Source organism: Novosphingobium sp. PASSN1 (genome assembly GCF_002278815.1).
In genome coordinates this window covers 347,410-362,096 of the sequence record NZ_NKIS01000003.1, presented here as the reverse complement: position 1 = coordinate 362,096, position 14,687 = coordinate 347,410, and the positions used below count along the sequence as shown (strand labels likewise).

Genomic DNA, 14,687 nt, shown 5'->3' with positions numbered 1-14,687 from the left:
ACTCTGCCGTGACGGCCGCCGCGCCGCGTTTGACGGCGGGATGACTGGAAACTGTCGCACAAGCGGCGTACTTTGCGGTTGTGACTTCGCGATCCCGCCCGCGCTGCCCTCGTGCCGTTCGCCGCAGTCTGCGCGGCATGGTGCTGTGCGGGGCGGTTCTTGCACCCTTGGTGGCCCGTGCCGAAACGGCGTCGCTTGCCGCGTCAGCGGCCGCGCCGATGGGTGTGGCTATCGCCGCTGCGCCCAATCCCGCGCAGGATGATGCCATGCGCTGCCTGACGCTGGCGGTGGCGCACGAGGCGGGCAACCAGCCGCGTGCCGGGCAGGAGGCGGTGGCCGAAGTCGTGCTCAATCGGGTGGCCCATCCGGCATTCCCGAAAAGCGTGTGCGGCGTGGTGTGGCAGGGCTGGCGGCGCGGCACGGGGTGCCAGTTCACGTTCGTGTGCGACGGCGCGCTGGACCGCCGCCTTGATGATCGCACGATCCGCGCCGCGCGGATGGTGGCGCAGGCGGCGCTGGGCGGCACCGGGCCGGCGCGCGTGGCTGGCGCGCTCAATTATCACGCGACGTATGTGCAACCCGGCTGGGCGTCCGCGCTCGATACCGTGGGCCGGATCGGCGCGCATATCTTTTATCGCCCACCGCCCGGTGCGCGCGCCGAAGGCGCTGCCGCGCCGGGGCAGGCCATCCGCTGGGACGAGCCCGATCACGCGGTGATTGCGCGCGCCTGGGCGCGCTACCGGGGCGTGGATGGCGGGCCGAGCGCCGCGCTGCTGCTGCCGCGCACGGCTCCGGCAGAAGCTGCTGCCCCGCGTCCGTTTGCGCCTTGGGGCCTGCCGCTGGTGCGCTGACCTTCAGGCACCCCAGCGCAGGATATAGGGCTGGCGGGGCTTGCCAGTGAGTTCGGCGACCACCCGTCGCCGCGTTTCCGCCCCGCCGGGCCCGCGCGCCACCGCGATGATGGTCACAACCCGTCCGCTCCAGTCCGCCGGATCGGTGATCGAGAACGCGGGCCGCTGGCCGCTGACCTCGCGCTGCCGCTCGATCACGTCGAGCGAATTGGCATCGCCATCGTTCATCACCTGGATCGCCAGCGGATCGGCATAACGCTTGTCGAAGGCGGTGCCATTGACTTCGACCGTGGCGATGCGCGCGATGCGTTCGACCAACGCGGGGGTGAAGCCGCGAATATCGCCGAGTTCCTCCACGCTTTGCGGCGGGCCGTTGCGCGCAGCATAGCCGCGCGGCAGATAGAAATCGGTTTCGGCCCCGTTCGCGCGGGGCTCGTCATCCTGGTCGATCCAGTCATCGAAGCTGTCCCGCAAGGTTTCGACCTGGTCCTGCGGCAGGCCGAGCGCGGCGATCAGCCAGCCGATGTTCTCGCCGTCGATGCGGTTGATCATGATCTTGCCCGCCTCGTCCTCGATGCGGATCGCAACCGGCACGCCGCCGAAGCTCTCTTCATAGACGCGCCCGTCAATCGACCAGCGCGCGGCAAGGCCGGGGCGGGTGAGATTGGCAAGCGCGATCTCCACGCCCGCATCGGCTGCGGCGCTGAGCCGGGCGTTGGTGGTCTCGGCCTCCAGCGTATCGAGCCGCGCGGCAGTGGACGAAGCCGCACCCGCCGCGACCGCCGCCATCACGCCAATGCCCGCGACAACCGCGAGCATGGCATAGCCGCGCTCGTTCCGGCGAGGCGGGCCTCCTCTCATCAGGGGATCTTGCCCTTGGTCTTGAACGGTTCGACCGACTGGATCTTGGCGCGCAGTTCCTCGGTGATCGCGGTGAGGTCGTCCGGCGTGCGCAGCACGTGGGGCTTGATCAGGATGATCAGCTCGGTGCGCTTTTGCGTGTTGTTGTTGTTGCCGAACAGGAGCCCGCCAAGGATCGGGATGCGCGAGAGGATCGGCAGGCCGTTCTTGCCGAAGCTCTTGTTATCCCGAAACAGGCCGCCGAGCGCGATGACCTGCCCGTCCTGCACTGAAACCGTGGTGGCCACACGGCGGGTCGAGATGGTCGGCGAGTTGGAAACGCCGGTCTTGGTCGGCTGGACGTCGCTCACTTCCTGCGAGACATCCAGCAGCACCGCACCGCTGACGTTCACGCGCGGGGTGATCTTGAGGATGACGCCGGTATCGCGGTATTCAACCGAGTTGGCCGCCAGCAGGTTGCCCGTGCTGCTGCCACCGCCGAGCGGGGTCACCTGCTGCGAGAGCACCGGCACCTGATCGCCCACTTGCAACGCGGCGGTCTGGTTGTTGAGCACCATCAGCTTGGGCGCGGAGACGACCTTGACCGTGGTTCGTTCCTCCAGCGCATTCAACGTCGCGCGGATGTCATTGTTGTTCGAATAGAAATAGGAAAAGCCGGGGAACACCCGCGTCGGATTGGCGGTGCTGCCTTCGGTCAGTGCGAAGTTCGATTGGCCGGTCGCGAAGTTCCATTGCACGCCGTAGCGCAGCCCGTCGTTGAGGCCGACTTCGGTGATCGCCGCCTCGATCATCACTTGCAGCGGCGGCACGTCGAGCTTGCGCAGTGCGTCCTCGACGATGGCGTAATCGTGGGCGTTGCCATAGACGACGACCGCGTTGTTGATCTCGTCCGAGGAGACGCGGACCTTCAGACCGCCCCCCCCGGTGTCTGGTCCCCCGCCGCCAGACCCCCCGCCACCAAGCCCGGCATTCTGACCGGGTGCGGGAACCTGCCGCGCGGTGTTCTGGCCCTGCGCACCGTCCGTTCCGCCGCGCGCATCGGACGCGAAGGGATCGGCATTTTCCGATGCGCCGCCCGTGGTGCCAGACCCGCTGCCGCCGCCGAACCCGAAGCTCGTGTTGATCGTCTTGACGAGATCGCGCGAGCGGCTGTTCTGGACGCGGTAGATATAGAGCCGCGCTTCGTTGTTGGTGCCTTCGCGGTCGAGCACTTCGACCCAGCGGCGCACGTCTTCGAGGTATTGCTTCTGCGCGCTGATCGCGATCACGCCGTTGATCCGCTCCATCCCGATAAGCCGCACCAGGCCCCGCGTCGGCGCATCGGGCGCGTTGATCAGCTTGTCGAGCTCGGGCACGATCAGCCGGCTGTCGAGGTTCTGCGGCACATAGAGCGCGAACGACATCGAGCGCAGCCAATTCACATCGAACTGTGCGATCAGATCATGCGCGCTCTTGCGCTGGGCCTGCGTACCCGCGATCACCAGCGCGTTCTGCGTAGGGTCGATCGATTGCACTGCGCCGGGGACCACGCTGTCGAGCAGCTTTTTCAGTTCCTCGGCATTGGCGAACTGGAGACGCACCGTCTCGCTGCCGAAGCCGCGATCGGGGACGAATTCGGTGCCGCGAGCCTTGGCGGCGTCCAGCGTCAGGATGCGGTAGCCGGTGCCTTCCCACACCATCACGAGGTTCGCCTTCTTCAGCGAGGCCTCGAACAGATCGAGCAGTTGCTGCCGGTTCACCGGGCCTGCCGTCGTCAGGCCCACGTCGATATCGCCGTCGAGGCTGACGGTGTAGGGAATGCGCAGCGTATCGCGCAGCACGATCTGGGCGAGGGTGCGCACATCGGCGCTGGGGATGGTGAACTCGATATTGCCCTTAGGCGCGCTGCGGGTGCTTTCGGCGCTGTTGCTGCCGGGAAGTGCGGGAGCCGGTTCGGTGCCGCCGATCAGCGCGGTGGTCACGCCTTCGGGGCGCGGCATGGCGGCGGGCGGCGCTGCGGGCTGCGCGCGCTCGACCGGCTGTACCGCCGCATTGGGCGCGCAGCCCGCCGTGGCCGCAAGCGCGAGGACCGAGAGGCCGGCCAGCAGGATCGTTTGATGCTTATTCACTGTCGCTCTCGCTCTCGCTGGTATCTGCCGCGGGATCTCCCGCCTGTGCGCTCGCGCCAAAGGCGATGCGCGTGATCTTGCCGTTCTTGCGGAAGCGGGCACCATCTGCCTCGATCCGCAGCAATTGCCAGCCCTGATAGCTGCCGCCGGGGCCAAGCCGCAGCACGCGCCCGCCTTCTTCGCGCAGCAGCAGCACTTGCGCCCGGCCAACACGCGCCGCGCCGAGCACGAAGGTGCCGCCAAGCGGCCCGACCGGCTTTGGCGAGGCAGCGCCGGGGCTGGCGGCATCCAGCTCTGCGATCCGCGCGCCGATCACGCGCAGCGGCGAGAACAGCGAAGGCCGCCCGGCCAGATTGGGCGCGGTCACTTCGGCAATCGCGGGCAGGCGCCGGTCCGGTGCGCGCGATACGCCCAGCATCGGGGGCACGGCGGCGCCTTGCGGCAGGGTGAGTTGCAGCACCGCACCCGCCAGCAGCACCAGCGCAAGCCCTGCGGGCAGCAGCGCACCGTTGGCCTTATCGGGCCGGTACGAAAGGAGCCGAAGCTTCAAGTCTGACATCGAGCAGGTCCGATTTGGGATTTGTCAGCGCATCGTCGGCGATCACCGTCACGGCATCGACCGCCAGCGCGGGTTTGAGGGCATTGAGCCGGGCCAGCAGGCCGGCGAACTGGGCGTGGCTTATGCGCATGTCGAGCGCGGCGCGCGCCCACCCTTCCTCGGCGGGCACGGCTTCTGAGGCCTTGATATCGCCGCCCAGCTCCTGCGCTGCGCTCTCGATCCGCTCGCGCAGCGCCTCGCTGGCCTCGGCGGCATCGGGCGCAGCGATGAAGCGCTGGCGCATTTCGGCGGTCTGGCGTTCGGCCTCGGCCTGCAGCGCATCGAGCGATGCGATGCGCTGTTCGTTCGCATGGAAGGTCTGGACCAGCGCCTCGCGCCGCGCGGCGCGGTCGGTGAAGCCAGAGACAACCGGGCCGATCATGACCGCCAGCACGAGGGCAATAACAGCCACAAGGATCAGCACGGCGATGAGCTTGCCCTCGCGCGGGGAAAGCGGGCGTTTGCCGAAGGGGCTCATGCGCCGCGCTCCGCGCGCGGGGTCAGCACCACATCGAACGGCCGCCCGCTCTCCGTTTCGGCCACGGCCTCAGACCGGCTGGCACGGACGCTGCCAAACAAGCCGGTGGCCTTGAGCACCGAGACGACATTGATCCCCGGCGCGGCATAGCCGGTCATCCGCAGCGTGCGCCCATCCCATTCGAAGCGCTGCACCCAGGCCTTTTCAGGCAGCGCGCCGCCAACCGTGGCCATCAGCCGCAGCGGCTGGTGCGCGGCGCGCCGGGCATTGAGCGCGTTGACCCGCGCGGCATTGGCCATCACCCGGTCCTCGATCCGCCGTACGGCGGTGAGGGCAGGGGCCTGCGCATTGACCAGCGCCTGCAGGCGCTCCACCTGCTGCTGATCGCGCAGCACCGCCGTGCCCAGGTTGACCAGCACCAGCACCGCCACCACAGCCCACCAGAACCGCGCCACCGCCGGGCGCGGCGGCAGCAGGCCGATCTGGCGCATCGCCGGGGCGAGATCGAAATCGAGCCGTTCGCCGCCCGCATCGAGTGGGCCGACATGCGCAGGCACGGCCCCGGCGGCGCGCGCGGCATCGGCGATTTCACGCGCGCGGGCGATGGGCAGTGCGCCGACAGCTACGCGCACCATGGTGCCGCCGCCGCTTTCGTCTGCGGGGCCCAGCGTGCGGATGCCGATCACGATGCTGTCTGCCGGCACGGGCATGATCCGGTCCGCATCGAGCGCGACCAGCGCGGCGAGATCGGCCTGTGGCAGGCGGGGCAGGGTGAGCGTGCGGACCAGGCACAGCTCGCGCGGGATCACCAGCGTATCGACCCCGGCGCGGCTGGCCGCGATCACTTCGCCGTATTCGTAGCGGTGCCACGCGGTGAGGCTGCGGCGGCGGATCAGCCCCACCGGAAGCAGGCTTTCCAGTTCGCCGACCCACCAATCGAATCCGCTGCGCGCCATCCGCGCCAACGTGGTCATGTCGGCATTTAGCAGTTCGGAAAGGTTCATTGCGCCTCTCCGCAATCAAGGCTCTTGCGCCCGTCCTGGCAGGCAAGGCGCACACCGCTCAGCGGCCGCACCATCAGCACCGGCCAGCGGCGCGGATCGCCGTCGGCAAAGCCGAGCCGCACGCGCACCAGCTTGGGCGGCTGCGCGCGGCCTTCCCAGCGGTCCTGCCACACATCGCGCGCGGTCAGCCGGTCCGGCCCGAAGTAGGCGATGTCGAGCCACTGCACGCCTTCCATCAGCGGCGCGGCGCGCCATCCCTCGACCGAGGGGACGCGCAGATCGTAGCCCGCCAGCTGCGGCGCGGCATAGAGGACGAGCTGGCCGCGATTGGTGCGCCGCAGCCGCATGGCCTGCACTTCATGCGGGCCGCGCGCGGCAAGGTCCGGCGCGGTGAAGGTGATCTCGTCGCGCCGCCCGACCAGCGTGATCGTATCACCCAGCCCGCGAATATCGATCATCGGACGCAGCTGTTCGAGCCGCGCGCGCAGCAGGGTTTGCGCCGCAACGACCTGCTCCACCGCATCGCCCTGCCGCTGCGCCGAACCATCGAGGCGGGCGATCAGATTGATCACCGAGGCCAGCAGCGCCGAAATCATCCCGAACAGCGCGAGCGCAACGAGCATTTCGGCGAGCGTGAAGCCGCCTTCGCGCGCATTCCCGCGCGCAGCAGGCCGGGGCAGGGCGAGCACGGCCATCATTGCCGCGCCTTCAGCGAAGTCAGCCGCGCCAGCACGCGGCCGCTGGCTGCATCGCTCACGGCCACGTTGATCGTCTCCAGCGGGATGCCGTCCGCCGCCTCGCCCGAAAACGCTTCGCTGGCGATCGACCATGCCAGCCGCCCATCGGCCCCGCGTGCCGGGATCGGGGTGCTGGTGCCCGGAACGCTGGCCGCCGCCAGCACCGACCGCGCCAGCAGCAGCGCCTGCCGCCGATCCGCGGCGGCGGCGGCGGTGCGGCCCATCTGCCAGACCGAATCGAACACGAGCGCCGCCATCAGCGCCGCGATGGCCAGCGCGACGAGCGCCTCGATCATTAGAAAACCGCGCTCGCGCACGGGCGGCATCAGGAATCCGCGCTCTTGCGGGAGGGGTTTCATCGTTCAGCGTCCGCCTGCTCCGGGGGCCGGGCCTGCGTGAGCCGCCCGCTCGCCGTGTCCACGCCGTAGCGCGCCGCGTCACGCCCGCTGCCCAGCACCAGTTCGCCGCCGGTCGTGCTGCCATCGGGATGGAACACGATGCCCGGTGGCCGCAGCGCAAGCCTGATCTTTCCGGCCGGATCGAGCGTGATCCGGCGCGATCCGGCCCCGGCGATGATCAGCACCGCGCCGCCTTCATCCGTGCCCAGCGTGACGGGCGCGCCGCTGCGCAGCGCCATCGCGCGCGCCATCTCGGTTCCCTCAGCCACATGCGCGCGCGCAATGCGCTGGCGCACGGCGAAGTTGGCGGTTTCGATCTGCGGATAGAGCAGCCCCGCAATCAGCCCGGTGATCGCCAACACCACGAGCATCTCCAGCAGCGTGAAGCCACTGTCGGTGCGCGGGGGCAGAGGAAGGGGCGCGGCGCGGGGCATGGCTTACCAGTTGCCGAGGTCCTTGGCCTCACCCGTGCCGCCTTCGGCGTTGTCCGAACCCAGCGTGTAGACATCGATCTCGCCATGCTTGCCCGGATTGGCAAAGCGATAGGGATTGCCCCAGGGATCGGTGAGCGCCGCAGTGTTGGGAAGATAGGGCCCGCGCCAGTTAGGCATTCCGGCAGGCTGGGTGACCAGCGCCTGCAGGCCTTCCTGATTGCTGGCATAACGCCCGGCATCGAGCCGCAGCAGCTTCATCGCCGCATCGACATTCTTCACCTGCACCGAGGCGGTCTCGCTCTTGGAACTGGAGAGGTACTTGATCACTTGCGGCCCGACGATGGCATAGAGCAGGCCGAGAATGGCGAGCACCACCAGCAGTTCGAGCAGCGTGAAGCCGTTGCGAACGGGAATGTTCTTGCGCTTTTTCATTGTGCCACCGCCAGATCGTTGAAACCGAGAATTGCCGACATGATCGATGCGACCATCGCCGCGACCAGCACGCCGAGCGAGACGACGATCACCGGCGTCGCCACCGCGATGACGCGCTCTAGCCGCACTTTGACGTCGCGGTCGAGCACCGTGCTCAGCCGCGCCAGCATCGGGCCGAGCTGGGAAGTCTCCTCGCCGGTGCGAATGAAGCTGAGCGCCATGGTCGGCAGTACGCGCCGCTCCGCCAGTGGTGCCGCCAGCCCGCCGCCCTGCCGCACGATATCGGTAACCTCGCCGATAGCGGCGCTCATGTGTCCGTTGGTGACCGTGCGCCGCGCGAGCGCCAGCGCATTGGGCAAAGGCACGCCGCCTTCGATCAGCGCGCCAAGGCTGCGGGCAAAGCGCACTGTCTCGATATTGCGGACCAGCACGCCGATCTGCGGCACATCAAGGATCGTCCGGTCGAGCCAGGCCGCGCCGCCGGGCCGCGCCAGCGCGGTGCGCGCGGCAAAGCCCGCGCCTGCCAGCACGGCAAGGATGATGAGGCCATTGGCGCGCACGAACTGGCTCGCGCCCATCACGAACAGCGATGCGGCGGGCAGTTTTCCGGGCGGGGCCGAGGCGAACAGACCTTCGAACTGCGGCACCACGAACAGCAGCATGAGCAGAATGACGCCGAGCGCGATCACGCCCAGCGCGATGGGATATGTCATCGCCGAGCCGATCTGGCGGCGCTGTTCGTCCGCCTGTTCGAGCATCTGCGCCAGCCGGGCCAGCGCTTCGCCCAGCTTGCCGTTGGCCTCGCCCGCCTCGGTCATCGCCGGGGCCAGGCCGGGGAACAGATCGCTGTGGGCGGACAGCGCGGCGGACAGCGGCTTGCCCTCGCGCACAGCGGCCAGCACATCGGCCAGCCGCGCGCGCAAGGGGGGCTGCTCGACATTCTCGACCGCGATGGCCAGCGCGCGGTCAAGCGGGAGGCCCGCCTGCAGTAGCACGCCAAGCTCGGCAAAGACATTGGTGATGAGCCGCGCCGGGGTCTTGCCGCCGCGTTTTGTGCGGGCCGCCCCCGCTTTTGGCTCGGCAATCTCGATCGGGCGCATCCCGGCCTTGCGCAGCGAACCCACCGCGTCCGCGTGGCTCGCCGCCTCGATCTGGCCGGAAACGGCGGCACCGCTTGCCGCCAGCGCCCGGTACTGGAAAGTTGCCACGCCGCTCAGTCCTCGCTCGCGACGCGCAGCACTTCTTCGAGTGCGGTGAGGCCGAGGCGCGCCTTGGCGATGCCGTCCGCGCGCAAGGTGCCGAACCCGGCGCGGGCGGCGGCTTCGGCGATGGTGCGGGTATCGGCGCGGTGCAGGATCAGCCCGGCAAGATCGCGGTCGATGCGGATAAATTCGAACACTGCCATGCGCCCGGCATAGCCCGAACCCTTGCAGCTTGGGCAGCCAACCGGGCGGTAGAACGTCTGAGGCTCGCCCGCGCGGCTGGCGATCCCGAGCCGTTCGAGCAGCGCCGGATCGGCATCGTATGCTTCGCGGCAATGCGGGCAGAGCCGCCGCACGAGGCGCTGCGCCAGCACGCCCGTCAGCACGGAGGAGAGCAGGAACGGCTCCACCCCCATGTCGAGCAGGCGCGTGACCGCACCCGCCGCCGTGTTGGTGTGCAGCGTGGAAAGAATCATGTGGCCGGTGAGCGCCGCCTGCACCGCGATCTGCGCGGTTTCGGTATCGCGGATTTCGCCGACCATCATCACGTCTGGATCCTGCCGCAGGAACGAGCGCAGCGCGGACGAGAAGCTGTAGCCGATGGCGGGGTTGATCTGGCTCTGCACCACGCCGGGCAGGCGGTATTCGATCGGATCCTCGATCGTCGTCAGCTTGCGTTCGGGCGCGTTGAGGTGCGCGAGCGCGGCGTAGAGCGTCGTCGTCTTGCCCGAACCGGTGGGGCCGGTGACGAGCATGATCCCGTGCGGCTGGGCCAGCGCGCCGAGGAATTGCGCTTCGAGATCAGCGTCAAAGCCGAGCGACTTCGGATCGAGCGAGAGGTTCGCACGGTCGAGAATGCGCATGACCACGCTCTCGCCATGGATCGAAGGCGCGGTGGCCACGCGCAAGTCGATCTCATGCCCGCGCACCGTCAGGCGCAGGCGGCCATCCTGCGGCAGGCGGCGCTCGGCGATGTTGAGGTTTGCCATGACCTTGATGCGGCTGACCACCGGCGCGCGCATGGCGGGCGGCTTTGCGGGCATTTCGCGCAGCATGCCATCGATGCGGAAGCGCACGGCAAGCCGGTCGTCGGTCGGTTCGAGATGGATATCGGAGGCGCGGGCATCGACGGCATCGGCGATCAGGCGGTTGACCGCGCGAATCACCGGCGCGTCGCTGACCATGTCCTTCAGCCGCTCAAGGTCGCCCTCGTCGACTTCGTCTTCCACTTCGGTGGCGGCTTCGGCGCGGTAGAGCCGGTCGATCGCGGCATCGATATCGCCGCCGCGCGCCACGCAGCGCTCCACGCTGCGCCCGGTGGCAAAGGCAATGCCCTCCACCGCATCCCGGTCGAGCGGATTGGCCATGGCAACCAACACGTGCGCGCCATCGATCCGCAGCGGCAAGGTGCGGCGATCACGCAGGAACGGGGCGGAAATGTCTGGAACTGCCGCACTTTCCGCCGGAAAGCTGGCGGCATCGATCAGCGGCAGCCCCAGCGCACGAGCCAGCGCGGCGGCCAGCGCATCCTCGGATATCAGGCCCAGCCGCGTGACGATCTTGTCGAGCGTCTCGCCCGTCTCTCCCTCTACCAGCCGGGCGCGGGCGAGGGCTTCCTCGGCCATCCCCGCTTCGCTGCGCAGGATCGCGACGAGCGCGGCGGAAGGATCGGCCGAAGCATGCGCGAATCTGGCCGTTTCGGATTCTTTTGTCGTCCCGCTGACCCCACTTGCTGCATCGCGGCCCGTGGCGGCGGGGCGCATCCCGTGCGCGGCGGCTTCGCTCACAGCCTCGTTTCCGGCGCTATCTGCCGAAGAAGCAAGGGAATTGATCGAAGCGGACATGGATTTTCAAGCCTTGCGCGGTGCGAAGCATGACCTGCACTCGGCGAGCCTGCGGAGGCAGCGTTTATGCGCAGCATGTGACAAATCCGTTTCCAATAGGCGCCACCTTCTAGCCGAACGCGCGCGCCGTTTCGCACTGAAATTTCGCCGAAACCGCGCCTTTGCGCAATGCGTGCCGCATTCGGCGTGTTGCGGCATCCGCGAAAGCGCCGTCGCAAAAGTTACACATTGGAACCCCAATGGCGGGTTTGGTGAATCGGACCTCAGGGGGCCGATGCAACGGGGGTCGGACTTTCCGGACAGATGCGCAATGGTTTGCGGTGACACTGATCTTGCGCGGTTGCGCGCGCTGTTTGCTTCGCTTGCCGGAGCGGCTGCCCTGTGCGCCGGGACTGCGGCAGCGCAAGACGTCGCCCGTGCGCCCGAACGTTTCACGGTCGAGGCGATCGACGTCGTCGGCGTGGTGGTGCTGACGGCCGACGAGATCGAGAACGCGGTCTATCCCTTCACGGGTGAAAACCGGACCGCCGCCGATCTCGAAGCTGCGCGCAAGGCGCTGCAGGATATCTATGCCGCCAAGGGTTATGAAGCCGCGGTGGTGGATATTCCGCCGCAGGACAGCGCCGCCTTCGCCGCCGGGTATGTCCAGATACGCGTATCGGAAGCGCCGGTTGGCGAAGTGCGCATTGCTGGTGCGAAGTTCCATTCGGCCGATACCGTGCGTGCCCAGCTCCCGGCGGTCGAGGCAGGCAAGCCGCTCAATCTCGCCGCGCTGCAAAAGCAGCTGGCAGAGGCCAACCGCATTCCGGACCGCACCGTCACACCCTCGTTCAAGCCGAGCAAGACCGAAGGCGCGATTGACGTCGAGCTGAAGGTCAAGGACAGCTTCCCGGTTCACGGTTCGCTGGATTTCAATAACGACAACAGCCCCAATACCGACCGGCTGCGGCTCGCCGCCTCGCTGCGCACCACCAACTTGTGGGGCGCCGGGCACACGCTTTCGGCGTCCTACATCGTGGCGCCGCGCAATCGCCGGCAAACGGAAGTCATTTCCGCGTCCTACAATGCGCCGCTGCTCGGCACGCCGTGGTCACTGGTGGTGTTCGGCTTCAAATCGAACAGCAACATCGCCGCTTTGGGCGGCACGCAAGTGCTGGGCAACGGCTATCAGGTCGGCGCGCGCGCGATCTATCGGCTGGCCGGTGAAAAGGCCGATCAGTCGTTCTCGTTTGGCCTTGATTACAAGGACTTCAAACAGAACATCGTGATCAAGGGCGAACTCGCGAGCCAGGCCCCGATCCGCTATGTCCCGCTCGTCCTCGGCTATTCCTACACGCGGCTGGGCGAGAAGGGCGAGTTTGACCTCAATCTCGGCGCCACGCTGGGCCTGCGCGTGATCAAGCGGCTGGTCTGCGCAGACCTCACGCAGACGGCGAACTGCTCGCTCGAAGACCAGCTTTCGCTGCGCGATTTCAACGCGCGCGAGAACTTCGCGCACATCAATCTCGATGCCTCCTACAGCCGCCTGATCGCTGATGACATGAGCCTGATCGTCAAGATCGCGGGCCAGTATGCCGATAGCCACCTCGTTTCCAACGAGCAGTTCGGCCTCGGCGGCGAATCCTCGGTGCGCGGGTACTTCCAGTCCGAAGCTGTGGGCGATCGCGGGGTGGTCGGCACGCTCCAGCTTGATGGGCCTTCGCTGGCAGGCAGCCTGCCGGACTTCGTCGGCGAACTCAGGCCCTACGTTTTTGCCGACTACGGCGTGGTCGGCATCATCAATCCGCTGGCCGAGCAGCGTTCGCGCTTCACGCTCGGCAGCCTTGGCGGCGGCCTCAGGCTGCGCCTGTTCAAGCACCTTGTCGGCGGGCTCACCGTCGGCGTTCCGCTGAATACTTTGTCCGATTCCGAACGCGGCAAGGCCCGCGTCGTCTTTACAGCCAGGGGCGAATTCTGATGCACACCAGCACCTTGCGGCCTGTTCTCAAGGCTTTATTTGCGCTCCTTGTCCTCACGATGGGGACATGGGCCAGCCCGGCTGCGGCTTGGTGGCAGAAGGACTGGGCCTATCGCAAGGCCGTGACGGTCGACACCAGCCCCTCGGGCGTCAACGTCAGCGGCCCGATTGGCCGCACGCTGGTGCTGGTGCGGCTGCACAGCGGCAACTTCACCTTCACCGATGCGCTGGAAAACGGGGCGGACATCCGCTTTGTCGACAGCGACGACAAGAACCCGCTGCCCTACCACATCGAAAGCTTTGACGCGAAGAACGGCGTCGCGACGGTGTGGGTCAGCCTGCCGGTGCTGAACGGCGGCGAAAAGAAGCAGATCTGGCTCTATTTCGGCAACAAGAACGCGCCCGTCGGCGAAGATGTCAAAGGCAGCTTCGATCCTGACCACACGCTCGCCTACCACTTTTCCGAAGGCCCCGGTCAGCCGACCGAGGACAAGACCGCCAACGGCAACAACGCTGCCAATGCGCCCACCGGGATCGAAGACAGCGCGATTGTCGGCCACGGCGGGCATTTCGTTGGGCAGGGCGGTGTCACGGTCAACGATGCGCCTTCGCTGGCGATGACCCCGGGCGCGCCCTTCACCTTCACCGCTTGGGTCAAGCCCGACAACCTCGCCGGTGACCAGCAGCTGTTTGCGCGCGGCGCCATGGTAATCGGCATCAACGCCGGGATGCCCTATGTCGCGGTCGGTTCCGGCCGCGCGGCGGCAACCGCTGCGGTCAAGCAGGGGGACTGGACGCATATCGGTGTGGTGGCCGATGGCACCACGCTCAAGATTTACGTGAACGGCGTCGAAGCCGGGGCGGTTTCCGTTGCGCTCCCCGCCATTGCCGGTCCCATCACGCTGGGCGGTACGCTGGTCGGCTCGCTCGATGAAGTGCGCCTGTCGAAGGCTGCACGTCCGGCTGCGATGCTGCTCGCCATGGCCAACGCGGAAGGCCCTGCCACCAAGCTTGTTGGCGTTTCGGATACGGCAGAGAAGCAGGGCAACGGCGGCGGCGTGCTGACTTTCATCGTCAGCAAGCTTGAGCCCATCGACGCCGGGGTGATCGGCCTGTGCATGATCCTGCTGGCCATGGCGGTGACGCTGATGGTGCAGAAAGTGCGCTATCTGAATGCCGCCGCGAAGGGCAACACGCTGTTCTTCAGCCGCTTCAACGCGATGCACGAAAACCTCGTGCCGCTGGATCAGGCCGAGGGCATCTCGCCGCAGGAAGCCGCGTTCATCAAGAAGACCTCGCCGATTGCGCGGCTCTACGAGATGGGCATTGCCGAACTGGACGTGCGCCGCAAGGTGTCCGTCACCCGCCCGCTTTCGGGCGAAGCGGTGGAGGCGATGCGCGCGGCGGTCGATGCCGTCTACGTCGAGGAAAACCAGAAGCTCGATGCGATGATGGTCATTCTCACCATCGCGATTTCGGGCGGACCGTTCATCGGGCTGCTCGGCACCGTGATCGGGGTGATGACCGTGTTCGGCGGCGTGGCCATGGCCGGAGACGTGAACGTCAACGCCATCGCACCGGGTATTGCCGCCGCGCTGCTCGCCACCATCGCGGGCCTCGCCTGCGCGATCCCCGCGCTGTTTGGCTACAACTATCTGAACGGGCGGATTTCCGCGCTGGCGGATTCGATGCGCGTGTTCATCGACCGCCTGATCACCCGCCTCGCCGAAATGCAGGCCGATGCGGCCTATGCCCGCGAAGCCGCAGAATAAGGAGCCCGTGC

Annotated in this window: 14 protein-coding genes; 3 read left to right on the top strand and 11 right to left on the bottom strand. The window is 67.6% G+C overall.

Annotated elements, in window-relative coordinates; translation table 11 throughout:
- Positions 1–218: 218 nt before the first annotated feature.
- On the top strand, positions 219–851 hold the full coding sequence (locus CFE35_RS07440) for a cell wall hydrolase (protein WP_292929551.1): 633 nt from the start codon (positions 219–221) through the stop codon (positions 849–851).
- Between the two features lie 3 nt (positions 852–854).
- Here CFE35_RS07440 and CFE35_RS07435 read toward each other — a convergent pair whose 3' ends face one another.
- Genes CFE35_RS07435 through CFE35_RS07385 form a run of 11 tightly spaced genes read right to left on the bottom strand, consistent with a single transcriptional unit; the run spans position 855 to position 10,890 of the window.
- Positions 855–1,712, bottom strand: coding sequence for a type II secretion system protein GspK (locus CFE35_RS07435; RefSeq protein ID WP_292929549.1), 858 nt, complete (start codon positions 1,710–1,712; stop codon positions 855–857).
- A complete protein-coding gene (gene gspD / locus CFE35_RS07430) occupies positions 1,712–3,820 on the bottom strand; it encodes a type II secretion system secretin GspD (protein ID WP_292929547.1) in 2,109 nt (702 codons plus the stop codon). Before gspD ends, CFE35_RS07435 begins: the two co-directional genes overlap by 1 nt.
- On the bottom strand, positions 3,813–4,370 hold the full coding sequence (locus CFE35_RS07425) for a hypothetical protein (protein WP_292929545.1): 558 nt from the start codon (positions 4,368–4,370) through the stop codon (positions 3,813–3,815). Before CFE35_RS07425 ends, gspD begins: the two co-directional genes overlap by 8 nt.
- Positions 4,336–4,896 carry a type II secretion system protein GspM gene (gene gspM, locus CFE35_RS07420; protein WP_292929543.1) on the bottom strand — a complete coding sequence of 187 codons (561 nt, stop codon included), beginning with the start codon at positions 4,894–4,896 and terminating at the stop codon, positions 4,336–4,338. Before gspM ends, CFE35_RS07425 begins: the two co-directional genes overlap by 35 nt.
- Positions 4,893–5,900, bottom strand: a complete 1,008-nt coding sequence (locus CFE35_RS07415) for a PilN domain-containing protein (RefSeq protein ID WP_292929541.1) — start codon at positions 5,898–5,900, stop codon at positions 4,893–4,895. Before CFE35_RS07415 ends, gspM begins: the two co-directional genes overlap by 4 nt.
- Entirely contained in the window at positions 5,897–6,595 is a 699-nt protein-coding gene (locus CFE35_RS07410; protein WP_292929539.1) for a prepilin-type N-terminal cleavage/methylation domain-containing protein, read from the bottom strand. The genes CFE35_RS07415 and CFE35_RS07410 overlap by 4 nt, the downstream gene beginning before the upstream one ends.
- Positions 6,595–6,996, bottom strand: coding sequence for a prepilin-type N-terminal cleavage/methylation domain-containing protein (locus CFE35_RS07405; protein ID WP_292929537.1), 402 nt, complete (start codon positions 6,994–6,996; stop codon positions 6,595–6,597). Before CFE35_RS07405 ends, CFE35_RS07410 begins: the two co-directional genes overlap by 1 nt.
- Complete coding sequence (locus CFE35_RS07400; protein ID WP_292929535.1) at positions 6,993–7,469, bottom strand: type II secretion system protein; 477 nt, start codon at positions 7,467–7,469, stop codon at positions 6,993–6,995. The genes CFE35_RS07405 and CFE35_RS07400 overlap by 4 nt, the downstream gene beginning before the upstream one ends.
- A gap of 3 nt (positions 7,470–7,472) precedes the next feature.
- Entirely contained in the window at positions 7,473–7,901 is a 429-nt protein-coding gene (gene gspG, locus CFE35_RS07395) for a type II secretion system major pseudopilin GspG (protein ID WP_292929533.1), read from the bottom strand.
- On the bottom strand, positions 7,898–9,109 hold the full coding sequence (locus tag CFE35_RS07390) for a type II secretion system F family protein (protein WP_292929531.1): 1,212 nt from the start codon (positions 9,107–9,109) through the stop codon (positions 7,898–7,900). The genes gspG and CFE35_RS07390 overlap by 4 nt, the downstream gene beginning before the upstream one ends.
- A 5-nt stretch (positions 9,110–9,114) precedes the next feature.
- Positions 9,115–10,890 (bottom strand): GspE/PulE family protein, encoded by a 1,776-nt coding sequence (locus CFE35_RS07385; protein ID WP_292929530.1) that lies wholly within the window; start codon positions 10,888–10,890, stop codon positions 9,115–9,117.
- Positions 10,891–11,257: 367 nt separating this feature from the next.
- Here CFE35_RS07385 and CFE35_RS07380 point away from each other — a divergent pair, with 367 nt between their 5' ends.
- Together CFE35_RS07380 and CFE35_RS07375 are read left to right on the top strand one after the other, a co-directional pair.
- Entirely contained in the window at positions 11,258–12,904 is a 1,647-nt protein-coding gene (locus CFE35_RS07380; protein WP_292929527.1) for a ShlB/FhaC/HecB family hemolysin secretion/activation protein, read from the top strand.
- Positions 12,904–14,676, top strand: a complete 1,773-nt coding sequence (locus CFE35_RS07375) for a DUF2341 domain-containing protein (RefSeq protein ID WP_292929525.1) — start codon at positions 12,904–12,906, stop codon at positions 14,674–14,676. The genes CFE35_RS07380 and CFE35_RS07375 overlap by 1 nt, the downstream gene beginning before the upstream one ends.
- Positions 14,677–14,687 lie beyond the last annotated feature (11 nt).